Here is a 22,465-nt window from a genome sequence, read left to right on the forward strand (position 1 = left end):
ACTATTGACTAAATTTTACAGAACTTGCGATCGCATCCATGCCACGGGTAAAGTCGATAACTTTCGCCACTGGGGGACGTAGGCTCGCTGAGTGAACACGTCATAATCGTTACGTTCAATGACATTTAAAATGCCACTGTAGTGCATCAACGCTGCCCAAACGGGTAAACGCGCATCAGGAGATAGATAAGCAATACCTCTTTCTGCCTTGCGATAAAATTGTTCTGCCCGTGCAATTTGAAAGCGCATAAGAGAACGCCAGCGGTCATCTATGACACCTTTCAACAGGTCTTGCTCGGTATAATTAAATCTTGCCAAGTCTTCTAACGGCAGATAAATTCGCCCCCGCCTTGCATCTTCTCCCACATCTCTTAAGATGTTGGTCAGTTGTTTAGCGATTCCTAGAGCAATTTCTTCGTGAGTGGGAATATAAGAGGGTTGTTCGCGGTTCCACGGTGCTGTATTGCTGGTGTTATCCAACCCCATGATTGCAGTTGACATCAAGCCAACAGTACCAGCCACCCGATAACAGTAGAGGTATAGTTCCTCAAAAGTTTCGTAGCGGCTGCGGTACAAGTCCATTCTCTGTCCAGCAATCATGTCCCGAAAGGGCTGAATGTCCATCGGAAAGCGTTGCACAGTATCAACCAAAGCTACATCATAATTTTCGACTGGGTGTCCAGCAAAAATTGATTCTAGCTGCTGCTCCCATTGATCTAGGGTTTCTGGTGTGGTAAGAGCAGATGCAGGGCCATCCACTAGTTCATCTGTACGGCGACACCAAGCATAAATAGCCCAAACAGCAGGGCGTTTTTCTTTACTCAAAAGCAAAGTACTCAGGTAGAAAGTTGCGGAGTACTTGGCGATAAGTTGCCGACAAAGTTTGTATGACTCGTCTACAGAGACCAGCGTTTTCATGCGCGGGGGGGAATCAGGCAGTTGCAGCATTCGTTGCAGGCGTTCGGGTTAGCGTTTGTAGGTTTGAGGCACTGGCCTCTGGCAGCGATTCACAAATCGCCTGCGCTGTTAGCTTACCAGAAAGTACGGCCCCTTCCATACTGCCTAAATAGCGTTGCATGGTGTAACTCCCGCTGAGAAAGAAATTGGTGATGGGAGTTTTTTGGGGAGGACGGTACTGTTGGCGACCAGGAGTCGCTTTGTAAACTGAACGCGGCGTTTTCACTACATGAGATTTCAACAGTTTGGCTGGATTTTCTTTCCCAAAGTGTTCGGGTAAGAGTTTTTCCAACTCTGTCATAGTTGCAGCAACAATTTCCTCGTCAGATTTGCTAATCCAATCTTTAGCAGGAGCCAGAACTAATTCCAACATTGAGCGATCTGGGTTAGCGTATTCTCGACAAGTGTTGCTCATATCAGCATAAACGCTGAGGAGGGGCGATCGCGAAAAAAGTAGTTGATCAATGTCGGTTAATTTGCGATCAAACCAGAGATGGAGGTTAATTACTGGCACACCCTCTAAGCCTTCTAGCTTTTGGAAGCACTCTACTTGCTTCCAAGGTTCTGGCAACATCACTTTTAAGGCATCAACTGACATGGCTGATACGTAAAAGTCTGCCGTCACAACTTCATCTGGTTCGCCATTTAACCCGCGCAACAAAAATTCTTTGACTGTCCCATCGGGGTTGAGGACAATTTGTTTGAGAGGTACATTTAGCCGGACTTGACCGCCACCTGCGGTAATGTAATCAACAATAGGTTGACACAATCTTTCAGTGGGTGAACCATCCAAAAAGGCGATTTTGGAGCCATATCGCTCTTGCAAAAAGCGATTTAGGGCTGTTAATAAAATTGTGGATGATACTTCATCGGGGTTGATAAAGGTGAGGGCTTTAGAAGCAGCGATAAACACATCACTTGCTACCCGTTCCCCAATACCTTGTCTTTTCAACCACTCGGCAAAGCTGTACTTGTCCATCTCTTCGACATATTTTTGACCGCGCACGATGGCTGGAAGCAGGCCGATAGCGAACCTAATCTTCTGCTCCCAAGTCAACATATCGTTGTTGCGAAGAATCGAGGCAATAATGTTAAAAGGAGAGGGAATATCGGGAACATCAAACCGTGAGAGTGTTCCGGGTTTTTCTGGTTGATTAAAAATTAGTGTATGCTCTTTCCACTGGAGGCGGTCTTCAATGCCTAACTCCTTGAGCAATTGCAGCATATTGGGGTATGCCCCAAAGAAGGCGTGTAACCCGGTTTCGTACCAGTCGCCGTCAGAATCTTTCCATGCTGCTACCAGGCCACCCAATACGTCCCGACGCTCTAAGACAATGGGAGTGTGACCTGCGTCTATAAGATATTTCGCGCAGGAAAGTCCTGCTAGACCAGCGCCAGCGATCGCTACTCGCATTTAAACCTACTGTTGTTCAATATTTCTTAATGGTTTTGCCGTTCTCATTATACGTTGCAAACCGTTACATTTGGCAGTAATTGTGCGATCGCTTACCTAAAAACTTCTCGTCAGGGGAACAAGAGGAGTAATATTTTTTACTAATTACTTAATTAATCAACACTTTTTCCAGCTAGACCACTATGAGAGAATCAAAACGTTTCTTCCCTAGGCTCTAGTCCCTAATCTCTCGTCTCCAAATTTAAACAATAACTATAGGTAATAAATTATGCCAGTATCACGGGAGCTAGAACTATTCGGAAATCATGTAATTCTAGGTGTTTCCGGCACAAAATTAAGTGATGATGATAAACGGGCGCTCAGTGAATTAAAACCAGTTGGGGTGATATTTTTTGCGAAAAACTTTATAGATGGTGTTCCTTATCAGGTTTGGTTAGCCAGCTTTCAAGAACTCATAGACCAAATTCGTGAATATGCGGAACGTGATTCAATGTTCATGACGTTAGATCATGAAGGTGGGCGTGTAGTCCGTACACCCTTACCAATTACGAGATTTCCTTATGCTGCGTTGTTGCGATCGCAAGCTAAAGAAGTAGCAAAGGCCACAGCACGAGAGTTGAAATCACTGGGAATTAACGTATCTTGGTCGCCTGTTGCTGATGTTTATTCTAATCCGCATAACCCGATAATTGGGCCGCGTGCCTTTGGTAACACGCCGGAAACAGCAGCACAAGGAGCGTTGGCATATTATTTAGGGCTACAAGAGTCTGGTATTTTAGGATGTGCCAAGCATTTTCCGGGACATGGAGACACCAGTACAGATTCTCATTTTGAGTTACCAGTACTAAATTTAACTGTACAAGATTTGCGCGATCGCGAACTGATACCTTTCAAAGCTTTGATTGATGCTCAAGTTCCTTTAATTATGACAACTCACATTTTATTTCCCCAAATTGACCCAGATGTCCCGGCGACTATTTCGCAACGGATTTTGAAAAATATCCTTCGGGATGAACTAGGGTTTGAGGGTGTAGTTGTCTCTGATGACTTGGATATGAAAGCAGTTTCCGATAGGTTTACCCAAAGTGGAACCGTCGCCCGCGCTTTTAACGCTGGGTGTGACTTGTTTATTCTCTCGCGGAATATCAACTCATCGTCTTTGGAACGCACTTATTACATGGCGGGGGATTTTGCTGATGCGCTCAGTAACGGTAACTTAAAGAAAGAGGTAGTTACAGCTGCTAGTCAGAGAATTGAAAATTTACTAGCACAGACACCCCAATATATTGTCCATGCTTTAGATAAAGCTACATTACTACAACACGCGGAGTTAGCGATCGCTTGTTCTTTCTCATAAAACTTTAATAAATTAGCAGCAGATATTTCATTCACATCTCCAACTCCTGATTCTCTCTGGGTGAAATGAATGATATTTTGTTAAGTTATACTGAGAGATGGTTGAAAGTTTGCTTTTAAACGCAGAGGCTGGCGGAGGTAAACGCAAAGTTACGCAGAGTCTTTGTGTAATTTATCCGCTATAAAAATATAGATGAAATTGATTGCGGAGAACGCAATACATCTTAAATGGACTAGGAAAAATCAACAATTAAGAATTATTTTGCAATGACATCATCTGTATTTGCCGCTGAACGTCTTTTATTTACTCAAACTACTCCTGATACTGATGCAATACCTTTAATTTTTGCCTTCCCGAATGAATATAGTGTAGGTATTACTAGCCTTGGCTATCAGGTAGTTTGGGCAACTTTAGCAACGCGCGATGATGTGCAGATAAGTCGTCTATTTACTGATATTCATGAACAACTTCCCAGACAGCCAGAAATTGTAGGATTTTCGATTTCTTGGGAATTAGATTATGTAAATATTTTAAATTTGTTGGAATCGTTGAATATTCCAATTCGGGCAAGTTTGCGTGATGAAAATTATCCTATCATTTTTGGTGGTGGCCCAGTTTTGACGGCTAATCCTGAGCCTTTTGCTGATTTTTTTGATATCATTTTGTTAGGAGATGGAGAAAATCTGCTGGGAGATTTTATTGCAGCTTACAAAGAAGTTAGACATGCTCCTAGACAAATTCAGTTAAAAAGATTGGCACAAATACCGGGGATTTATATTCCAAGTTTGTATGAGGTGGAATATCAAACACCTAATGGTGAGGTAAAGTCAATTAAGCCGATTGATTCAGATGTTCCGGCTATTGTTCAAAAGCAAACTTATCGGGGAAATATTCTCTCAGCTTCAACGGTAGTCACTGAAAAGGCTGCTTGGGAAAATATTTATATGGTGGAGGTGGTAAGAAGTTGTCCCGAAATGTGTCGCTTTTGTTTGGCAAGTTATCTGACTTTACCATTTAGAACTGCTAGTTTGGAAAGTTCATTAATTCCAGCGATTGAACGTGGGTTGAAAGTAACAAACCGCTTGGGATTATTGGGTGCTTCTGTGACACAACATCCTGAGTTTGAGGAGTTATTAAATTATATTAGTCAGCCAAAATATGATGATGTGCGGTTGAGTATTGCGTCGGTGAGAACTAATACAGTAACGGTGCAGTTGGCAGAAACTTTAGCAAAACGTGACACGCGATCGCTTACCATTGCGGTAGAAAGTGGTTCCGATAAACTCCGGCAAATCATCAACAAAAAGTTGCAAAATGATGAAATCATCCAAGCGGCGATAAATGCTAAAGCTGGCGGACTCTCAGCATTAAAACTCTACGGGATGGTAGGTATTCCTGGAGAAGAGGCGGAAGATTTGGACGCAACTGTAGCGATGATGCGGAATATCAAAAAAGCTGCGCCTGGACTAAGATTAAGCTATGGCTGTAGCACCTTTGTGCCGAAATCCCATACACCATTTCAATGGTTTGGGGTAAATCGTCAAGCAGAAAAACGGTTGCAGCTTTTACAAAAACAACTCAAACCCCAGGGGATAGATTTTCGTCCCGAAAGTTATAACTGGTCTATCATACAGGCTTTGTTATCCAGAGGCGATCGCCGCTTATCTCAACTTTTAGAACTTACCCGCGACTTTGGCGACTCTTTGGGTAGTTACAAACGTGCTTTTAAGCAACTTAAAGGACAAATACCCGATTTAGATTTCTACGTCCATAATACTTGGTCAACATCTCAAGTCTTGCCTTGGAGCCACTTGCAAGGGCCGCTACCGCAGTCTACACTACTAAAGCACTTGGATGAGGCTACCAGTCATTTCCGTTCATCCTCCAAAGAACTGCAACCCTTAAATTCATAGTCAAAAATTGAATGCAAACAACTGCTGAGTATTACTGTGCCTTTTGTGGCGAACCAAACTTAACCTTTATTGACTTGAGTGCTGGGGGACAACAATCTTATGTTGAAGACTGTCAAGTTTGCTGTAACCCCAATATTTTGTATGTGCGGATTGATGAAGATACTCTAGATATTGAAATAGATACCGAATATGACGAAGGCTGATACTATTTTGGATTTGAGATTTTAGATTTAGAATCGCTTTGTGTCTCTTGGGTGTATCAACAACCATCTGTCGCCATCATTTTTCCCATTGGTATGAGTTTTAGGTTTTGCTGTTCATGTTGCACTTCAACCATTCATCTGTAATTAATGCGCCAATAGAAGTAGTTTGGCAATTTCATGAAAGGCCAGATATTCTACAAATGCTAACTCCACCTTGGCAACCAGTCAAAGTAGTTCGGCGCGAGGGAGGCTTGCAAGTAGGTGCTATCACAGAGTTTCGTTTGTTTCTGGGACTAGTACCTTTAACTTGGTTAGCACGTCACACCGAATGTGAACAATATCGCCTATTTGTAGATGAACAAATATCAGGCCCCTTTGAAACTTGGATACATCGGCACGAATTTCAGCTAGAAGATGGCAAAACTAGATTAACCGATGCGATTTCTTACTCTATGCCAGGGGGAGATACAGTTGAATTTATCAGTGGTTGGCTAATCCAAACTCAACTAGAAGCGATGTTTCGCTACCGCCATTATGTGACAAAGCAACAATGTGAGGGTAAAGGCGGTAACTGGTGGTAAAAATAGAGACTAGTGCCAGTTTCCTAGTAATTTGTGGCAGTTTCTCCCAAAATCAGCCAATTGGTAGAAGCTGAATCTATCTTGCTAGAGAGGGTAAATCTTCCCACATTGTTCATGATAGTAGAAACACATTCAAACAAACTATCACTGAAATTTTAGGTAAAAAAAATGTTGGGAACATTTCTAATAACTCTAGCTACAGCACTAAGCTTACTAATTGTTGATTTAGTTGTGCCTGGTGTGAATATTGCAAATTTTCCCTCTGCTTTAATTGCTGCTGTCGCAATTGGCTTAATTAATAGTTCCGTAAAGCCAGTTCTATCTACTTTATCTTTACCTTTAAACCTCGTAACATTCGGCGCATTTTCTCTGGTTGTTAACGGTATCTGTTTTGCATTAGCAGCATTTTTAGTACCTGGGTTTAGCGCTCACGGAATTATCGCTTTTATTCTCGGCCCAGTGGTTCTATCTTTGGCTAATACCTTCATTGTTAACTACTTTGCTGAAAGAAATGTGGCTTTAACTGGCAACACTTCAAGCCCAGGTGAATTACCTCAAGGCAATCCTCAGCAATAGTACAAGTATTGTCTTTGGGAAAAGTTATACGGAATTAACCTAATTCCGGCGACAGAGTTGGTAATTAAGTTAATTCTGGACAATGTGAATTAAACAAGTTGAAAAAGTAACAGCAAATCTATGAAATTATTTCGGTTTCTTCTGGCTCTCGTACTGCCTCCTTTAGGCGTTTTTCTCACAGTTGGTGTTGGCCCTACTTTAGTAATTAATATTCTGCTCACCTTGCTTGGTTGGCTTCCCGGTAGTATTCATGCACTGTGGGTAGTAGCTAAGAGAGAAGAAGCATTGAATAGCGGAACCTACTAAAATAGGTTGCTACTTAGGCTAGAAACTCGGCACAAGCCTCTCGCAATAAGGGCAAATAATTCAGGGTAGATTATTATGAATCTACCCTGAATTATTACGTATTTTATTGTTGTTGTGGATATAACTAGCCGAAAATAATAGAGACGTTGCATTGCAAAGTCTCTATATTTCTATATATCTAGTTTCTAGTTTTTGTCTGCTGGTTCCTTGTCTTTAAACAAATCAGCAGTTGCGAGAAGTAACTCGCGCAAGGTTTGTTTAAGTTGAAGTTCTTTTCGAGCTATAGCTGTACCCGCTTCTCCTAGTTTATCTTCTAACTGCGATCGCTTCTGTGATACTTGGGTTGCTAAAACTTCTGCTTGGGGACGAGCCTGATTATACCAAGTTTTGGCATCATTCAGATAATTTTGAACTTCTTCAGAACGTCCGCCATAACGCGCAGCTAAATTAGCTCGAACAATGGCTAATTGTGCTTGCAATTGTGCATAACGTTTTTTTAACAAAGAAACTTCATCACTATCTTTGATAGAACTAACAGCCGAGTCAATAATGGTTTGAGTATCAGCAGTGTTTTGCTTACCTGTTTCCTCAATCTCTGCTAATATCACATCTACATCTTGCTGAAGCTTTTCTTCTTCACTATCTAATTGAGTTTGCAACCTTTGGAGTTCTGATTGCGTTTGAATAATATTTGCATGTCTTTTATGATTAACTCCCTCTAAAGCACCTTCAATGGAAGCTGTAACTTCTTCTTTAATTTCGCCACCCCGTTCTTGTAGGGTTTCAATGACAGCAGAAACCGCATCTCTGACAAGTCCCCGTAGTTCAATTGAACCTTCTTTAAACTCAGAAGCAACTTGAGTAACGGCTGATTTGACAATTTCTCGCACTCTTTCTGTCCGTAACTGGCCAGTTTCTTTAACTTGCTTCAGGTCAGTTTGAATTTGCTCTTTGATATTTCTAACCATTTTCAACTCTGGGTATTTAGCTAATTTGGATAAATTAATTTAGTTTAAGTACGGTGTCACATCTAAATTTTGACGTATTCCATTGAGAATAGGCACTTCCTTTAGATAGAAAATGCAAAATCATTAGTGTTTATCTGCGAACATCGATGGTTTTATTTACATAGAAAATATCATGTATCACTATGTACATACTTGTGAGAAGATGAATTCTGATTTCTAGTTAAGATGGAAAAATGATTAACGCCAAATCACAAATCAAGCTCATGAGAATTAACTTGCTAAAAATCCTGCAATTAGTATGTTTAATTCTCTTGTTATCTACCACTAATTTTACCTTACCTGCTAGTGCCAGTGATACAGCTAATGGTGCAGAAATATTTAGTGTGCATTGTGCTGGCTGTCATATCAATGGTAGTAACATTATCCGACGAGGAAAGAATTTAAAAAAGCCAGCGCTGAAGAAATACAATATGGATTCCATAGAGGCAATTACATCGATTGTCACTAATGGTAAAAGTAATATGTCTGCCTACAAAGACCGCCTCACGGAACAACAAATTCAAGATGTTGCGACTTACGTTCTGGAACAAGCTGCAAAAGACTGGCGTTAAATAAATAATTCAAAATTCAACTATATGGTGCTATTGGCAGACAGTCGTCTTCAACTTACGCCCGTGACTGTTCCGAATGTGGCTGTGCGTTACATTATCAATAATAATTTAAAGTAAACTCTGTTTAAGAGTTAAACTTCTACCCTAGTAAGGAAATTTATTCTGCCCTCTTATCTAACTGCTGTATGAAAAGTATCCTTGCTCCTGGACATTTGCGAAAAGTGCATCACATTGCTCTCAACGTTAAAGATATGCAGGCTTCGCGTCACTTTTACGGTAGTGTTTTAGGCCTGCATGAATTGACAGGTAAGCAAGTACCCGCAACTCTAGTGGAACTTGTCGCTGAAGGGAAAGTTGCCAACTTTGTAACACCTGATGGCGTAATTTTAGACTTATTTTGGACACCTGATCTCAATCCACCCCATCCAGAACCAGAACAGAGTTTTACAAGAGCCTATCATCTAGCTTTTGATATAGATCCGCGATTTTTTGAGACAGCACTGGCTGTTTTGGCAGAAAATAAGGTAGCGATCGCTCATGGCCCAGTTACTCGTCCTACAGGTAAAGGTGTGTACTTTTATGACCCCGATGGATTTATGATTGAAATCCGTTGCGATCCTCAACCTGAAAACACAGTGCTGAGTAGTTCTGTAAACTTGATTTCTCCTTTCCCTTTCCTTTGTCTATAGCAATGCAGATATTTGAAGTTATCGAAGCCGCACTCACAAAACCACCCATTCCCCACGAACCATATAAACAATCTTTGAAAGCTTGGGCTATGTATTGCTTGCGTGACCGAGGTTTCAAGGTTGTTTATGCTCAAAATGCTGATTTTGCCATTGAACCAAAAGGAGCAGAAAAAATCTATTTTAAAGTTACCAATAATGCAGGTGATGTGGATAGTTCCTGCGCTTGGATAGTTTGGGATAGTGTCACCAAAATTGCCAGTTTGATTCCACCATCATCTTGATAATTAGGTCTAATTTTCTAATATCTGCCGTGCAAACTCAATGGCATCTTCGGCTGTAGTAATTTTACCCTCAGCTTGGGCTACAGCAATCTCTTTTAGTAGCTCACCGACAACTGGCGACGCTGGAATATTTAATGCTACCATTAGATTTTTACCACTTACTAGTTGAGTGGGATGAGCGACCAGATCATCAGGGTTAAGGTAGCGGCTGACCAAAGGTGAGTAAACCAACAAAGATTTGTCGCCGGAAATCGCCTCTACCAAAGTATCTTGGGCCACAGCCAATACGACAATAGTAGGAAATACATTACCTGCTTCTTGGAACAAAAGATATTGTTCTCGGATGGAATTATTGGTAGATTTTAACTGCGGAAACAGTTTCAGCGCAGTCATAACGGCGCGAATTTCCGCACGGCTATAGGTGAGTGCTTGTAGTTCTATTTCTGCAACTTCGGGATGAGGATGTACAAGACAAGCGAGTTTAGCAATACCTAACCAAGTTGTTTTGACAGTATCGCGTACATATTGTTGTAGTTCTGTACCAAATTGCGGTGCAAGTATGGTGGCGGCTGTGTCAACAGCGGCGAGTTTTTCAAAGCTGGCGGCTGTCGCATTTTTAAATAAATCTGTTAGTAAACCATCTTTTCCGGCGTTGGCTAACCAAGGTGTACCTTGGAGACTAGCTAGAAGATAGCCAATTTCTGCACGGACTCGTTCGGCGGCGACTGTGGTAATGTATGATGCTAAAGCGCGAATTGTCTCTTTGGTAGTCGGTTCAATATTAAAACTCAGTTGGGCAGCTTGGCGATAAGCTCGCATTAACCGTAAAGGGTCATCTTTGAGGTTGGCTGGTGATATCATACGCAACAGACTTTGCTGTAAGTCAGCACAACCTTGTAATGGGTCGATGATTTCTTGGGTATGGGGATTATAAGCGATCGCATTAATTGTAAAATCCCTTCTATGCAAGTCAATCTCTATACTATTGCCTTCTTGTTGGGCAAAGTCAGCCGTAGCTTGGGGAAATACCACACGGGCAATTTTGCGTTCTGCATCCAGCAAGACAAACCCAGCTTGATAATGTTTAGCGATCGCTCTGGCTACCTTCACCGCATCCGATGGTATCACAAAGTCAAGATCCCAATATTCACGAGTTCTGCCCAAGATAGCATCACGCACCGCACCACCCACCATATAAGCTGGTTGTGGCAACCATTCTAAGCTAAAAGGCCAATTTGACGGCGCGAGAATAGCAGCAACAGAACTGTGCATTGTAATAAAAATCAACTCCGCAACTAGTGAACAAAACCTTCGCTTACGTTAGATTAGCAATAAAGCTTCCTTGGAGGTGGTTATATTATGTGTATTTGCGTAAACTGCCACTACGTAGACCGTTGTGTAACCTATCATGCCGTAGAAACCCAACACCAACAGCCTCATTTAACTGAGAACCCAACTTTTGACCCCAATGAACCTTCTATCAATGTCAATATCCGCACCAAAGAGGATTTCATTGAAATGGAATGGGACGTTGTTGGTTGTCTTAGCTTCAAGCAAGAAACTGGTAAATGGTCGAAATTGCGTCCAGGTGAACTAGTACCGACGTGATGGCTATGATAGGTAAATTTCCAGCGGCTACTGCTGTTTATTGCAGTAGTCGTAATATTTTTATGATTTTATGCTTGAATAAATATCACGCCAACTCTAAAAAAATTTATATAATTACTTGCTTTGACAACAGAATTAACAACTCTACCCGCCCAAAAATATGCTTTATCACTGCACACCACTACGCCAGAATTAGGCTTGGCTATTAGTAACTTTGCTGATGAAACTCGCACAAATGTTTGGCATTTAGGGCGTGATTTATCCAGTTATGTGCATCAATATTTAATTGATTTTATTCAACCCCAAACTTGGTCAGATTTGGCATTTATCGCCGTTGCTAAAGGGCCAGGTGGTTTTACAGGAACTCGTATTGGTGTAGTCCTCGCCCGTACTTTAGGGCAACAATTAAATATCCCTGTGTTTGCTATTTCTACTTTAGCCGCGGTAGCTTGGTCACACAAAAATGATCATCAAAAATTAATTGCTACAGAAATGTCAGCACAAAGAGGTAAAGTCTTTGGTGCTATTTATCAAATTAATTCAGCTACGTCCGAAATGTCAGCTTTATTTCCAGATACATTACTCACACCAGAAGCTTGGCAAGAAACTTTAGCTAATTGTAATACTGAGTATCAGCTAATTCAAGCACAATCTGGGTTAGCCGCAACTGTAACCAGTATTTTGGAACTTTCTTCTCTAGAATGGCGACAAGGAAAACGACCTGATTGGTCAGAGGCCTTACCTTATTATGGGCAACATCCAGTGGAAATGTAAAACTTAGAAGCATTTCTCCACATCATAGTTATACTGCTGTCATCACAATGCAAAATTTGTAATGTAAAACTAAAATATTATAAATGGAAATGCACTTAATCAATGTTAATTAAGGGGTATTAATGTGTTTAGCAATAAAAAAATCCAACTTTTAATAACAGCAACAATTACACTAGTTTCTACAGCTGGTAGCTTAAGTTTGGCAGGATTTCTGTACAAAGATTATCTTAAAAATACTTTATTATTTTCACAATTAATAGGTAAGCAATCATCCAATGGCTTGAATGGGTCAATATCAGTAAAAGCACAAGATATTACTTTAAATACAAACAAAGAAGCTATACCGAAAGAATTTCAAGGACAAACTATTTATGAAGCAAAACTACCAATCAAAGATAAATTTATTGCGCTGACATTCGATGACGGCCCCAGCCCAAAAAATACAACACAAGTACTAGAAATTTTAAAGCAAAATCATATCAAAGCTACATTTTTCTTAGTTGGGCAAATGGTTAGCTTTCATCCTCAAATTGTCAAACAAATTGCAGCTGAAGGTCATGTGTTAGGAAACCACACATGGCATCATTGGTATCGGCGGATGGATGTTGGTACAGCCGCTAGTGAAATTAATCGTACAGCAGACATCATCTATAAACTTACAGGGGTGAAAACTACACTATTTCGTCCCCCCGGAGGCTTTTTACACAATGGTTTAGTTGATTACGCCAAAAGTCAAAAGTATGCAATCATGATGTGGTCAGATGAATCAGGAGATTCACAACGTCGGGGAGTGGCTACAACTTTAATTAAAAATGTCGAAAAAAGTGTCAAACCCGGTGGCATTGTGTTGATGCACGATGGTGGCGGTAATCGTTCTCGAACTGTTAAAGCATTACCGCAAATTATTGTAGATTTAACAGCCAAAGGGTATAAGTTTGTCACCATACCCGAATTACTGGAAATGCAAACTCAAGCTAAAGATGTAGTGACGGCAGAATCATCTATAGTTACTAAAGATGAGCATCCTAATCATCAATTACATAATCAATGAGGCGGGAGTTAAACGCAAAGGAAAACAGAGGGTAACGCAGAGGTACGCAAAGCATACTCGGCAATACTCTGCGTTTAAATTAAGGTGACAACATTACTAACTGTTGCTGAATCAACTTTCTCACTCCATCCAAGTTGAACTGCACGTTTGCCAAAATCTCCCCTACTGTCGCTTGTCCATCACAAGTTTGCATAAATTCAAATTCTGCTGTTGACAAATTGACTATTTGGTAGTCGTAATTAAAAATACATTGACTCGGAAAACCATCAATACAAGGGTTTAATTCGGGAATTGCGGATAAAAGAGTGTCATCACTTGACCAGTCAGTTTTGATGATAGGGGGACGACCAAGAAAAAATTCGTAGTGGGTAACTTCTGGGTCGAGTAATTCTATTAAACGATATAACTGACGCTGATTGAGATTTTCGGCTCGTTTGATTAACTCTAGTGCTTTACCCAAAAGTCTATCTAACTGCCAAAAACCAGGATTTGAGAAGCTAATAAATTCTAAACCAGACGCATCAATTAATTCAAATAATGTCTCAACGTTGTAATCAACTTCTTGGGGATGAACGTACATATCCGCGAAGCATTCATCTCGCTGATTTTCCATTGCCCAGCGTTGTTTTTCGTATTTGACAATTCGATTATTTTCTGGTAGAGACGAAAATATTTTTCGTCCGACTTGCACACCATCACGGTAGTCGCCGCGTTGTTCACCTTGGAGAAGGGCGATCGCTTTTTGCATGAGTTGAATTTCCCAACGTCCCAACTCACCATACACAAAAATGTGCATGAAACCGCCTGGGGCTAATTTCTTGGCTAAAGCTTGAATACCACGAATTGGGTCGGGGAGGTGATGTAATACCCCGACGCAATTAATGAAATCAAATTCACCTGGTAACTGCTCCACATCATAGATGCTGAGGTGATGAAACTCAACGCGGTTTGCGCCAGAACGCTGACAACGTTCTTTCGCCACAGCTAAAGCACCCGCACTCAAGTCAATACCAACTACAGAAGCTTGGGGGTTGAGATGAACCAAGTATTCTGTACCTACACCTGTACCGCAGCCAGCATCTAAAATGCGAATATCTTGCTTTTGCGGTTTTTGACCTGTGCAGAAGTTATAAGCTGCTAACCAATTCCAACGCCAGTTATAGCCTGGGGGTGGTTCATCTAGCAAGGGTTCTGGAGGAAAGGGATAGGTATTGTAGAGTTTGGCAACAGCAGCACTAACGCTTTTGGAATCTGACATGATCAACAACATCGCAGTATTTCTGAGTTTACCGAAATGCTGGACATTTGTGATAAGAGTTTTTGAACGCTAAGAGGCGCGGAGTTGTTATTCCCGTTCTTGGTAGTCTTCAGCGGATTTTGGATCTAGTTCCCAGCGGCGATCGTCGCGTTGTTCGAGAATATCATTGGTGCGGAGGAAAGCGCGATCGTCCATTTCTAAGCCGACGGCTGCTTCGATTTCTTCGGTGACATCTTGTTCAGGGACAGCGACTGTACCACCAACAGCTTCATCACCTACGGTATCTTGCCAATAAGTGTAACTGTCCTGACTGGTGACTTCGGGGCTATCAGGATACTCTGGGGTACTTTGATCAAGCGATCGCTCACCAATATTGTATCCTGGCAAGTCTTTCACTCCAGTGCCGTAAGATTCGGTAATTTCCTGTGGTAAATCTTCAGAATTAATTTCCTGATGTTGATTTTTTTCTGCCATAATATCTGCCTTTTCTGCCTCCTTACAATAACGTTTTTGTTAGCAAAATTTGTCTCACTTTAGAAGTACAACTTTAGAGATAAAAAAATCTATCCCCTTAGAACGAAGTTAAGGTAGTTTTTACAGCCTAATCTTGTAAGTGTAAATTCAAGGTCAAGCAACTTGTAGTTGAATCTGTTAGTTATGAGTTAGAAGTTATCAACTCACACAACAAAATCCCCCAATTCTTGCTTCTTAACTCATAACTTTTTTTGGTTAAGAAATCACTATTTGTATTTTTATTCCTGAAACTTCTCATACTCATAGTGTTGAGTTTTTTTTCAGCGGAGGTAGAAAGTGGAATATCAAGAGTTTATTATCCATGTTCAAAGCCTATCTCAATCCACTTCTCTTGAGGAGGCGGAAGTTGCTACTCGCGCGACATTAGAAACTATCAAGGAACGTATTGCAGACAGTGACATTCAATATTTAGCTGCTCAACTTCCACAAGAATTAAGTCACTATTTACAAGTTCAAACACCAGCCAGTAGTCAAACCTTTAATCTCCAAGAGTTTATTCACCGTGTTAGTCAAAAAGAAAATATAGCACCCACTACTACAGCAATTCATGTCCGGGCAGTTTTTGCTGTGTTGCAAAATGCTATGAAACCAGAAACTTTTTCTAAGTTTCAAGCCCATTTTACTCACGATTACGAAGAACTTTTTGCTGCACCACCAACTAGCGAAGTACCTGCTTAATTCAACATTGTTAATTGTAAAAAATCCACCATATTAATTACAATAGGTAAATCTATGTCATATCAAAACAATCATTCTGGGAAGAAAAAAGTTGCAATTCTAATTGAAAATGATGTCGAAGATGCAGAATTTACTATTCCTTGTAATGGGTTGAAACAAGCGGGGATGGATGTAGTTGTCCTCGGTTCACGGATGAACGAAAAATACAAAGGTAAACGCGGTAGAGTTTCCGTTCAACCTGATGGTACAACCACAGAAGCGATCGCCTCAGAATTTGATGCAGTGGTAATCCCTGGTGGGATGGCTCCCGATAAAATGCGCCGCAACCCTAATACAGTGCGCTTTGTCCAAGAAGCTATGCAACAAGGAAAACTTGTCGCCGCAGTTTGTCACGGGCCACAATTATTAATTGAAGGTGATTTGCTCAGAGATAGACGCGCTACAGGTTTTGTTGCTATCCGTCGAGATATGATCAATGCGGGTGCAAATTATCAAGATGAAGCACTTGTAGTTGATGGTAATTTAATTACTTCCCGCGAACCTGGAGACTTGGCAATTTTCACTACAGCTATTCTCAGTCGCTTGGGTTATGGCGGTAAAGATGTAGCACTTCCAGAAGAGACAGACACTAACGCTGAATGGTGGAAAATTGCTGATGCTTGGGGTGGTTCAACTAAAGGTGAAATTGCTAAAGGGTTAAATACTGCTTTGAGTGGTGAACGTTACTCTCTAGAAGCTTTAGAAAAGTATTACGAAAAAGAGTCTAATACTCAAGCGAAAGTTATTTTTCAAGAGATGATGGCTAAGAAACAACGCCACATTGAAATATTAGAAACCCACCTCAATAGATTAGGTGAAAAACCTTCTTTGGCAGCAAATATTGCCAATCAATATGCAAAAGTCAAAACTGCCATGTCTGGTAGTGATGATATTTATCAAATGCGTTGCGCTTTGGGTGATTTGCAAACAGGTATCGGCGACATTGGTAATTTGTCTGCCATGTTTACTGACCCAGTAGCAACGGCTATTTTTAAACAAATTTACCGTGATTTATTAAGAGATGAACAACGCCTAGTAGAGCTATATCAGTTACGACTGGGTGCTAAAGTGCAATCTCCTAAGCCAACTAGTGGTGCTGCGGTGTCTATGTAAAAAGAACCGCAGAGGCGCAGAGGCCGCAGAGAAATACAAGCTCGCCTCTGCGATCGCATTAGGGAGATATTAACGCAAACAGTAATCTAAAATTGTATGACTTCTACAGGCGATCGCACAACTAAAACTCCCCCAGAAGCTAATGAGATGGAACGCTGGGCTTCTCTCATTGGCGGTGGGGCTATGGTACTCACAGGTTTAAGCCAACGCTCTTTAAAAGGTGTATTAACTGCACTGGCTGGCGGTGGTTTAGTTTATCAAGGTTTAACTAAGCAAAGCACAATTCAGCAAGCACAGGATGTTATTGGCATTAATAAACCCATCAAAGTTGAAAAGACGGTAACTATTAATAAACCAGCCGATGAACTTTACCGTTTTTGGCAAAACTTTGAGCAGTTACCCAGCTTTATGAAGCATCTCCAATCGGTGACGGTGTACGATGCAAAACGCTCTCATTGGATTGCAAAAGCGCCCTTGGCTAACAATGTCGAATGGGATGCAGAGATTCTCGAAGATAGAGAAAACGAGTTTATTTCTTGGGCTTCTGTCGAAGGTGCAGATATTGATAATTCTGGCTTTGTCAGATTTAAAAAAGCCCCAGGCGATCGCGGTACGGAAGTCAAAGTAGTTTTAGAATACAACATCCCCGGCGGCGGATTAACTGCGGCTCTCGCCAAACTTTTTGGTGAAGAACCAGAACAACAAATTGGTGATGACTTGCGCCGCTTCAAAATGCTCATGGAAGCCGGAGAAATCGCCACAACGGAAGGTCAGCCAACAGGAAGTAGGTAGAAGAGAGGGTGTAAGGGTGTAGGGGTGTAAAGGAACAGAGGAAGAATATACTACTCAGCAACGCCACTTGCTTCAAGTCGGCAAAGCCGCCCAACGCAGTGGCTCCTCAGCACTTAGCACTTTTAACTAATGACTATTGACTATGGACTAATATTTATGAAAGCAGTCTGTTGGCAAGGTGCTAATGAAGTGCGGGTGGAATCAGTACCAGACCCGAAGATTCTGAATCCCCGCGATGCGATTATTAAAATAACTTCCACCGCTATATGTGGTTCTGACTTACATATATATGGCGGCTATATCCCGACAGTCCAAAAAGGTGACATTATTGGTCACGAATTTATGGGTGAAGTCGTTGAAGTTGGTAAGGGAGTCAATAATTTAAAAATAGGCGTAGACGCGAAGCGGCTTCTCCCTGGAGATCGCGTTGTTGTTCCTTCAACAATTGGTTGTGGTAACTGTGCTTATTGCCAGCGGGATATGTGGTCGCTGTGCGATAATTCCAATCCCAACAGTTGGCTAGAAGAAAAGTTATTTGGCAATGTCACCTCAGCAATTTACGGCTATTCTCACCTCTTAGGTGGCTATGCAGGCGCACAAGCAGAATATATCCGCGTACCATTTGCTGATGTTGGCGTTGTCAAGGTTCCATCAGATATACCCGACGAGAAACTATTGTTCATCTCCGACGCTATCCCTACTGGCTATATGGGAGCAGAACTCTGTGATATTCAGCCAGGCGATACGGTAGCTGTTTGGGGTAGCGGTGCAGTGGGACTGTTCGCCATGATTAGTGCCTATATGATGGGTGCAGAAAAAGTAATTGCGATCGACCGCTTCCCGGAACGCTTAGAAATGGCAAGAAAATATGCCAAAGCCGAAGTAATTAACTACGAAGAAGTTAATACAGGTGAAGCATTAAAAGAAATGACTGGCGGACGCGGCCCTGATGCTTGCATTGATGCAGTCGGTTTAGAAGCGCACGGTGTTGGTTTAGAAGACTTCTACGACCAGACAAAACAAAAGCTCAGATTAGAAACCGATCGTCCCCACGTATTAAGAGAAATGATGGTCGCCTGTCGTAAAGGTGGCACTCTGGCAATTATGGGTGTTTATGGCGGATTTGTAGACAAAATACCCTTGGGTGCAGCTTTTAACAAAGGTCTAACCTTCAGAATGGGACAAATGCACGGACAGAAATATATGCGTTTGTTACTCCAGCAAATCTTGGACGGTAAACTTGATCCTTCTTTTGTGATAACTCATCAACTCCCACTAGAAGAAGCGGCTCACGGTTATCACATTTTTCAACAGAAAAAAGACAACTGTGTCAAAGTCGTCCTCAAACCATGAATTGGCTAATCGCCATTCAGTTGTACACACAAATAAATAAAACAAATGAGGTTATTTATGAAGCAAGTGATTTCTAGCTTACGCAAAATTATCGTTGTTTTCTTAGTAGGATTTATGTTCTTACTAGGTCAAGCTTTTAGCTTTGTGAGCGTAGCCCAAGCTGATGTGAAAACTCCCGAAGGAACTTATTACAAAGGCGTACCCGAAGGACTAAACAACAACATTCAAAACGATAACCAAGTCAGAAATGCTCAGTCTAAACTTAAAGGTGCGGCTGATAATATCCGCGAAAAACTTAACTTAGATGAAGATACTCCTAGAGCTACAAAAGAGTTTCTCAAAGATGCAAAAAATAGAGTTGGTAATGCAGTTGAGCCAGCCACAGGAAGCAGAGAAGGCTATTACCAAAATCCTCCTAGCAAACAACTTAGAGATAGAACATAAAGCAAAAGTAAAAAGTAAAAAGGCAAAGGTAAAAAAATAGCTATAGCTATGTAGGGTGTGTAAGGCGCGTCTTTTAGATATGATTTTTCACAAAAAAGATAATCAAAGCGCCTAACGCACCTGTTTATTTAGCTATTAGTTCCATTAGTTATTTGTTATAACAAATGACAAATAACAAACAACTAATGACCAAGAACAAATGACAAAGGACTAAAAATTATGAAAGCAGTTTGCTGGCACGGAGCAAACGACGTGCGGGTAGAAACGGTTCCCGACCCAAAAATTCTTAACCCGCGTGATGCCATTATTAAAATTACTTCCACAGCAATTTGTGGCTCAGATTTACATATTTATGATGGTTACATTCCCACCATGCAAAAAGGAGATATCCTTGGGCATGAATTCATGGGGGAAGTTGTAGAATTAGGCAGTGAAGTTAAGAATGTCAAAATAGGCGTAGACGCGAAGCGGCTTCTCCTTGGAGATCGCGTCGTCGTTCCCTTCACAATATCCTGCGGTAACTGTTTTTTCTGCCAGCGTGATTTATGGTCACTTTGTGATAACTCCAACCCAAATGCTTGGATGACAGAAATGCAAATGGGCTACTCACCAGCAGGCTTATTTGGTTACTCACACTTATTTGGTGGTTACGCTGGCGGACAAGCCGAGTATGCACGCGTACCCTTTGCAGATGTTGGCTTATTCAAAATTCCTGATCATCTTACCGACGAGCAAGTTTTATTTTTAACAGACATTTTCCCGACTGGTTACATGGCAGCAGAAAACTGCAACATCAAACCCGGCGATATCGTGGCTATTTGGGGTTGCGGCCCAGTCGGGCAATTTGCCATTAAAAGTGCTTTTCTCCTCGTTGCGGAACGCGTTATTGCCATAGACCGCATCCCTGAACGCCTGCAAATGGCTAAAGAACAAGGTAAAGCCGAAGTCCTCAATTACGAAGAGGTAGATGTTGGCGAAGCACTTAAAGAGATGACAGGCGGTCGTGGCCCCGATGCTTGCATTGATGCTGTAGGTATGGAAGCACATGGCACAGATGCAATGGCTATCTACGACAAAGTAAAACAAGCAGTCCGGCTAGAAACAGACCGTCCAACAGCCTTACGCCAAGTAATTCTGTCTGCGGGAAAAGGTGGTCATGTGTCAATTGCTGGAGTATATGGCGGTTTCCTCGACAAAATACCAATGGGTTCGGCTATGAATAAAGGTCTCACGTTCAAAATGGGACAAACCCACGTTCATAGATACTTAAAACCTTTGCTCAATCACATTGAAAACGGTGATCTTGACCCTTCATTTGTAATCACTCACACTCTACCTTTAGACCAAGCACCCCACGGCTACCAAATTTTTAAAGAGAAAAAAGATAACTGTATCAAAGTTGTTCTTAAACCATAAAGTGGGTAATTAAATATGACTGACACAAGCGTTAAAAAAGTAGATTCTAGCCATTCACCCAAAGGTCAAGATGGTCAGAAATATCTAGCTTCTGGCAAATCACTTTCAATGCGCCTTTGGGAAAATGAACAACCAGGAAAAGATAAACAACCAACTGCACGGGACTATGAAACTGTTGGTTATGTAATTAATGGTCGTGCAGAATTGCATATAGAAGGGCAAATGGTTTTGCTAGAGCCTGGTAGTTCTTGGGTTGTTCCCAAAGGTTCACAACATACCTACAAAATCCTGGAACCATTCACCGCAGTGGAAGCAACTAGTCCACCCGCTCAAGTTCATGGGCGTGATGAAAATTAAGTTTTCATAGTTTACCTAACTTCTATGCCTATAGTTTATAAAGTGCGTTTAGTTTTTACTAACGCACTTTTTTTTATTTCGCACATAGCATAAAAACTCCGCATTACTTTGCGCTTTTATTGGTGTTACTCTGCGTTTAATAATATTATTGCTGAGTGTTTGGTAAGGCAGATTTTAACCGAGTAACTGTGCTTTTACGAATGCGATCGCTTTTTCGCACACCACCAGCCATTTCATATTCGTTGCTGTCGTTACCATACTTAAACGCAACTCCCAGCAGCATTTTTTCACATAGGGCGCTCAAATTTTTTTCTAGCCGTTCAATTTCAGTTCTAGAAGCATCCAGTACTGCCAATGCTGTATTGTGAGTATCAATTTTGGCAGTTAACTGATCAATTTGTTGCTGCATATAGTCCAGACTATTATTGTCACCAAAATCAATATTTGGATCAATAGCTTTGAGTCCAGAAGCTCGAAGTTGAGCTTTTGCAAGTATGCGAGATGTGCGTTTTGCACGCGGCATAGATGTACTCCTGTAATGATGATAGTGTTAGCTTGTCTCAAATTAGCTGTAATCTGGCTCAGGAAAAATCACAAAAATCAGTATTTTATAGAACAATCGGCTTAAGTATTATTATGTAATGATGTAGGCGTTATTGATGAATGAGGTAGGGTTAATAAGAAACCTTACGTCGTTAGTGGCAAATAAGTTAAGGTTCTTTATGGATGAGGTGGCGTTAATAAGAAACCTTACGCCGTTTGTCGCAAATGAGTTAAGGTTCTCTATGGATGAGGTAGCGTTAATAAGAAACCCTACGTCGTTTGTTACAAATGAGTTAAGGTTTTCTATAGATGAGGTTGCGTTGGTAACAAAAGCTAATTTTGCGTAGACGCAAAGCGGCTTGTCGTAGACATCGCATTTTTTTAGTTGTGTAGGCGATCGCAGTAATTATGATATTTGAGAATTACACTGGTTGTACAGGCGATCGCGCATCAATAAACAACGGAATATAACTGTTAAAATTAGCATAATGGTGTAAATGTGCAGCAAACACCCCATAAACACAAATGCCAGCCATTGATAAATTGCAACTTTCCTTAGAAGCTTTAGCAGAAGCAATGAAGCAATTGTCAAGGTTTTGGGATTGCTGTATTTGGTTTATTGAGATTGCATATTTTTGCTTTGAGATAA

General features: G+C 41.2%; 26 protein-coding genes. 19 read left to right on the plus strand and 7 right to left on the minus strand.

The annotated features are described in order from the left end of the window. Positions 1–15: 15 nt before the first annotated feature. Together crtB and pds are read right to left on the minus strand one after the other, a co-directional pair. Positions 16–948 (minus strand): 15-cis-phytoene synthase CrtB, encoded by a 933-nt coding sequence (crtB, locus tag NOS7107_RS20660; protein ID WP_015114893.1) that lies wholly within the window; start codon positions 946–948, stop codon positions 16–18. Continuing rightward, entirely contained in the window at positions 932–2,371 is a 1,440-nt protein-coding gene (pds, locus tag NOS7107_RS20665; protein ID WP_015114894.1) for a 15-cis-phytoene desaturase, read from the minus strand. Before pds ends, crtB begins: the two co-directional genes overlap by 17 nt. Positions 2,372–2,639: 268 nt before the next feature. Here pds and nagZ point away from each other — a divergent pair, with 268 nt between their 5' ends. The 6 genes from nagZ (at position 2,640) to NOS7107_RS20695 (ending at position 7,307) form a co-directional block, all read left to right on the plus strand. Beyond that, entirely contained in the window at positions 2,640–3,728 is a 1,089-nt protein-coding gene (gene nagZ / locus NOS7107_RS20670; protein WP_015114895.1) for a beta-N-acetylhexosaminidase, read from the plus strand. A 266-nt stretch (positions 3,729–3,994) separates the two neighbouring features. Next, on the plus strand, positions 3,995–5,641 hold the full coding sequence (locus NOS7107_RS20675) for a radical SAM protein (protein ID WP_015114896.1): 1,647 nt from the start codon (positions 3,995–3,997) through the stop codon (positions 5,639–5,641). A gap of 11 nt (positions 5,642–5,652) precedes the next feature. Then, positions 5,653–5,844: a CPXCG motif-containing cysteine-rich protein gene (locus NOS7107_RS20680; RefSeq protein WP_015114897.1), complete on the plus strand. Its 192-nt coding sequence runs from the start codon at positions 5,653–5,655 to the stop codon at positions 5,842–5,844. Positions 5,845–5,960: 116 nt separating this feature from the next. Continuing rightward, positions 5,961–6,425, plus strand: a complete 465-nt coding sequence (locus NOS7107_RS20685; protein WP_015114898.1) for an SRPBCC family protein — start codon at positions 5,961–5,963, stop codon at positions 6,423–6,425. A 168-nt stretch (positions 6,426–6,593) separates the two neighbouring features. Then, on the plus strand, positions 6,594–7,001 hold the full coding sequence (locus NOS7107_RS20690; protein ID WP_015114899.1) for a phage holin family protein: 408 nt from the start codon (positions 6,594–6,596) through the stop codon (positions 6,999–7,001). A 120-nt stretch (positions 7,002–7,121) separates the two neighbouring features. Beyond that, positions 7,122–7,307: a YqaE/Pmp3 family membrane protein gene (locus NOS7107_RS20695; protein ID WP_015114900.1), complete on the plus strand. Its 186-nt coding sequence runs from the start codon at positions 7,122–7,124 to the stop codon at positions 7,305–7,307. Positions 7,308–7,492: 185 nt separating this feature from the next. Here NOS7107_RS20695 and NOS7107_RS20700 read toward each other — a convergent pair whose 3' ends face one another. Continuing rightward, positions 7,493–8,275, minus strand: a complete 783-nt coding sequence (locus tag NOS7107_RS20700; RefSeq protein ID WP_015114901.1) for a hypothetical protein — start codon at positions 8,273–8,275, stop codon at positions 7,493–7,495. A gap of 275 nt (positions 8,276–8,550) precedes the next feature. Between NOS7107_RS20700 and petJ the strand changes: the two genes are divergently transcribed. The 3 genes from petJ to NOS7107_RS20715 all read left to right on the plus strand — a co-directional run bounded on the left by petJ (position 8,551) and on the right by NOS7107_RS20715 (position 9,856). Then, positions 8,551–8,886, plus strand: coding sequence for a cytochrome c6 PetJ (gene petJ / locus NOS7107_RS20705; RefSeq protein WP_044501022.1), 336 nt, complete (start codon positions 8,551–8,553; stop codon positions 8,884–8,886). A gap of 185 nt (positions 8,887–9,071) precedes the next feature. Then, a complete protein-coding gene (locus tag NOS7107_RS20710; protein ID WP_015114903.1) occupies positions 9,072–9,575 on the plus strand; it encodes a VOC family protein in 504 nt (167 codons plus the stop codon). 2 nt (positions 9,576–9,577) lie between these two features. Next, complete coding sequence (locus NOS7107_RS20715; protein WP_015114904.1) at positions 9,578–9,856, plus strand: hypothetical protein; 279 nt, start codon at positions 9,578–9,580, stop codon at positions 9,854–9,856. A 9-nt stretch (positions 9,857–9,865) separates the two neighbouring features. Here NOS7107_RS20715 and NOS7107_RS20720 read toward each other — a convergent pair whose 3' ends face one another. Next, a complete protein-coding gene (locus tag NOS7107_RS20720; protein ID WP_015114905.1) occupies positions 9,866–11,128 on the minus strand; it encodes a CCA tRNA nucleotidyltransferase in 1,263 nt (420 codons plus the stop codon). Positions 11,129–11,215: 87 nt separating this feature from the next. Between NOS7107_RS20720 and NOS7107_RS20725 the strand changes: the two genes are divergently transcribed. The 3 genes from NOS7107_RS20725 (at position 11,216) to NOS7107_RS20735 (ending at position 13,289) form a co-directional block, all read left to right on the plus strand. After that, positions 11,216–11,464, plus strand: coding sequence for a Ycf34 family protein (locus NOS7107_RS20725; protein ID WP_015114906.1), 249 nt, complete (start codon positions 11,216–11,218; stop codon positions 11,462–11,464). Between the two features lie 123 nt (positions 11,465–11,587). Then, entirely contained in the window at positions 11,588–12,238 is a 651-nt protein-coding gene (tsaB, locus tag NOS7107_RS20730) for a tRNA (adenosine(37)-N6)-threonylcarbamoyltransferase complex dimerization subunit type 1 TsaB (RefSeq protein ID WP_015114907.1), read from the plus strand. A gap of 124 nt (positions 12,239–12,362) precedes the next feature. Then, a complete protein-coding gene (locus NOS7107_RS20735) occupies positions 12,363–13,289 on the plus strand; it encodes a polysaccharide deacetylase family protein (protein WP_015114908.1) in 927 nt (308 codons plus the stop codon). Positions 13,290–13,368: 79 nt separating this feature from the next. Here the strand turns inward: NOS7107_RS20735 and NOS7107_RS20740 are convergent, their stop codons facing one another. Together NOS7107_RS20740 and NOS7107_RS20745 are read right to left on the minus strand one after the other, a co-directional pair. Next, entirely contained in the window at positions 13,369–14,547 is a 1,179-nt protein-coding gene (locus NOS7107_RS20740) for a class I SAM-dependent methyltransferase (RefSeq protein WP_015114909.1), read from the minus strand. Positions 14,548–14,634: 87 nt separating this feature from the next. Next, on the minus strand, positions 14,635–15,021 hold the full coding sequence (locus NOS7107_RS20745) for a DUF6335 family protein (RefSeq protein WP_015114910.1): 387 nt from the start codon (positions 15,019–15,021) through the stop codon (positions 14,635–14,637). 336 nt (positions 15,022–15,357) lie between these two features. Between NOS7107_RS20745 and NOS7107_RS20750 the strand changes: the two genes are divergently transcribed. The 7 genes from NOS7107_RS20750 to NOS7107_RS20780 all read left to right on the plus strand — a co-directional run bounded on the left by NOS7107_RS20750 (position 15,358) and on the right by NOS7107_RS20780 (position 21,273). Then, positions 15,358–15,759 carry a DUF2267 domain-containing protein gene (locus NOS7107_RS20750; protein ID WP_015114911.1) on the plus strand — a complete coding sequence of 134 codons (402 nt, stop codon included), beginning with the start codon at positions 15,358–15,360 and terminating at the stop codon, positions 15,757–15,759. 54 nt (positions 15,760–15,813) lie between these two features. Beyond that, entirely contained in the window at positions 15,814–16,911 is a 1,098-nt protein-coding gene (locus tag NOS7107_RS20755) for a DJ-1/PfpI/YhbO family deglycase/protease (RefSeq protein WP_015114912.1), read from the plus strand. Between the two features lie 96 nt (positions 16,912–17,007). Beyond that, a complete protein-coding gene (locus tag NOS7107_RS20760; RefSeq protein ID WP_015114913.1) occupies positions 17,008–17,703 on the plus strand; it encodes an SRPBCC family protein in 696 nt (231 codons plus the stop codon). Positions 17,704–17,859: 156 nt separating this feature from the next. Further along, the gene (locus NOS7107_RS20765; protein WP_015114914.1) at positions 17,860–19,056 is read left to right on the plus strand and encodes a zinc-dependent alcohol dehydrogenase; all 1,197 of its coding nucleotides are present in this window, start codon (positions 17,860–17,862) and stop codon (positions 19,054–19,056) included. Positions 19,057–19,113: 57 nt separating this feature from the next. After that, on the plus strand, positions 19,114–19,500 hold the full coding sequence (locus NOS7107_RS20770) for a hypothetical protein (protein ID WP_015114915.1): 387 nt from the start codon (positions 19,114–19,116) through the stop codon (positions 19,498–19,500). Between the two features lie 219 nt (positions 19,501–19,719). Beyond that, the gene (locus tag NOS7107_RS20775) at positions 19,720–20,916 is read left to right on the plus strand and encodes a zinc-dependent alcohol dehydrogenase (protein ID WP_015114916.1); all 1,197 of its coding nucleotides are present in this window, start codon (positions 19,720–19,722) and stop codon (positions 20,914–20,916) included. Between the two features lie 15 nt (positions 20,917–20,931). Continuing rightward, positions 20,932–21,273 carry a cupin domain-containing protein gene (locus NOS7107_RS20780; protein ID WP_015114917.1) on the plus strand — a complete coding sequence of 114 codons (342 nt, stop codon included), beginning with the start codon at positions 20,932–20,934 and terminating at the stop codon, positions 21,271–21,273. Positions 21,274–21,418: 145 nt separating this feature from the next. Here the strand turns inward: NOS7107_RS20780 and NOS7107_RS20785 are convergent, their stop codons facing one another. After that, entirely contained in the window at positions 21,419–21,796 is a 378-nt protein-coding gene (locus NOS7107_RS20785; protein WP_015114918.1) for a hypothetical protein, read from the minus strand. Positions 21,797–22,465 lie beyond the last annotated feature (669 nt).

The organism is Nostoc sp. PCC 7107, assembly GCF_000316625.1.
Classification (GTDB): domain Bacteria; phylum Cyanobacteriota; class Cyanobacteriia; order Cyanobacteriales; family Nostocaceae; genus Nostoc_B.

What these genes read in the sequence shown, in the direction of transcription:
- crtB (WP_015114893.1), bottom strand. Translation starts at nt 948, where the DNA reads ATGCTGCAACTGCCTGATTCCCCCCCGCGCATGAAAACGCTGGTCTCT.
- pds (WP_015114894.1), bottom strand. Translation starts at nt 2,371, where the DNA reads ATGCGAGTAGCGATCGCTGGCGCTGGTCTAGCAGGACTTTCCTGCGCG.
- nagZ (WP_015114895.1), top strand. Translation starts at nt 2,640, where the DNA reads ATGCCAGTATCACGGGAGCTAGAACTATTCGGAAATCATGTAATTCTA.
- NOS7107_RS20675 (WP_015114896.1), top strand. Translation starts at nt 3,995, where the DNA reads ATGACATCATCTGTATTTGCCGCTGAACGTCTTTTATTTACTCAAACT.
- NOS7107_RS20680 (WP_015114897.1), top strand. Translation starts at nt 5,653, where the DNA reads ATGCAAACAACTGCTGAGTATTACTGTGCCTTTTGTGGCGAACCAAAC.
- NOS7107_RS20685 (WP_015114898.1), top strand. Translation starts at nt 5,961, where the DNA reads ATGTTGCACTTCAACCATTCATCTGTAATTAATGCGCCAATAGAAGTA.
- NOS7107_RS20690 (WP_015114899.1), top strand. Translation starts at nt 6,594, where the DNA reads ATGTTGGGAACATTTCTAATAACTCTAGCTACAGCACTAAGCTTACTA.
- NOS7107_RS20695 (WP_015114900.1), top strand. Translation starts at nt 7,122, where the DNA reads ATGAAATTATTTCGGTTTCTTCTGGCTCTCGTACTGCCTCCTTTAGGC.
- NOS7107_RS20700 (WP_015114901.1), bottom strand. Translation starts at nt 8,275, where the DNA reads ATGGTTAGAAATATCAAAGAGCAAATTCAAACTGACCTGAAGCAAGTT.
- NOS7107_RS20710 (WP_015114903.1), top strand. Translation starts at nt 9,072, where the DNA reads ATGAAAAGTATCCTTGCTCCTGGACATTTGCGAAAAGTGCATCACATT.
- NOS7107_RS20715 (WP_015114904.1), top strand. Translation starts at nt 9,578, where the DNA reads ATGCAGATATTTGAAGTTATCGAAGCCGCACTCACAAAACCACCCATT.
- NOS7107_RS20720 (WP_015114905.1), bottom strand. Translation starts at nt 11,128, where the DNA reads ATGCACAGTTCTGTTGCTGCTATTCTCGCGCCGTCAAATTGGCCTTTT.
- NOS7107_RS20725 (WP_015114906.1), top strand. Translation starts at nt 11,216, where the DNA reads ATGTGTATTTGCGTAAACTGCCACTACGTAGACCGTTGTGTAACCTAT.
- NOS7107_RS20740 (WP_015114909.1), bottom strand. Translation starts at nt 14,547, where the DNA reads ATGTCAGATTCCAAAAGCGTTAGTGCTGCTGTTGCCAAACTCTACAAT.
- NOS7107_RS20745 (WP_015114910.1), bottom strand. Translation starts at nt 15,021, where the DNA reads ATGGCAGAAAAAAATCAACATCAGGAAATTAATTCTGAAGATTTACCA.
- NOS7107_RS20755 (WP_015114912.1), top strand. Translation starts at nt 15,814, where the DNA reads ATGTCATATCAAAACAATCATTCTGGGAAGAAAAAAGTTGCAATTCTA.
- NOS7107_RS20760 (WP_015114913.1), top strand. Translation starts at nt 17,008, where the DNA reads ATGACTTCTACAGGCGATCGCACAACTAAAACTCCCCCAGAAGCTAAT.
- NOS7107_RS20765 (WP_015114914.1), top strand. Translation starts at nt 17,860, where the DNA reads ATGAAAGCAGTCTGTTGGCAAGGTGCTAATGAAGTGCGGGTGGAATCA.
- NOS7107_RS20770 (WP_015114915.1), top strand. Translation starts at nt 19,114, where the DNA reads ATGAAGCAAGTGATTTCTAGCTTACGCAAAATTATCGTTGTTTTCTTA.
- NOS7107_RS20775 (WP_015114916.1), top strand. Translation starts at nt 19,720, where the DNA reads ATGAAAGCAGTTTGCTGGCACGGAGCAAACGACGTGCGGGTAGAAACG.
- NOS7107_RS20780 (WP_015114917.1), top strand. Translation starts at nt 20,932, where the DNA reads ATGACTGACACAAGCGTTAAAAAAGTAGATTCTAGCCATTCACCCAAA.
- NOS7107_RS20785 (WP_015114918.1), bottom strand. Translation starts at nt 21,796, where the DNA reads ATGCCGCGTGCAAAACGCACATCTCGCATACTTGCAAAAGCTCAACTT.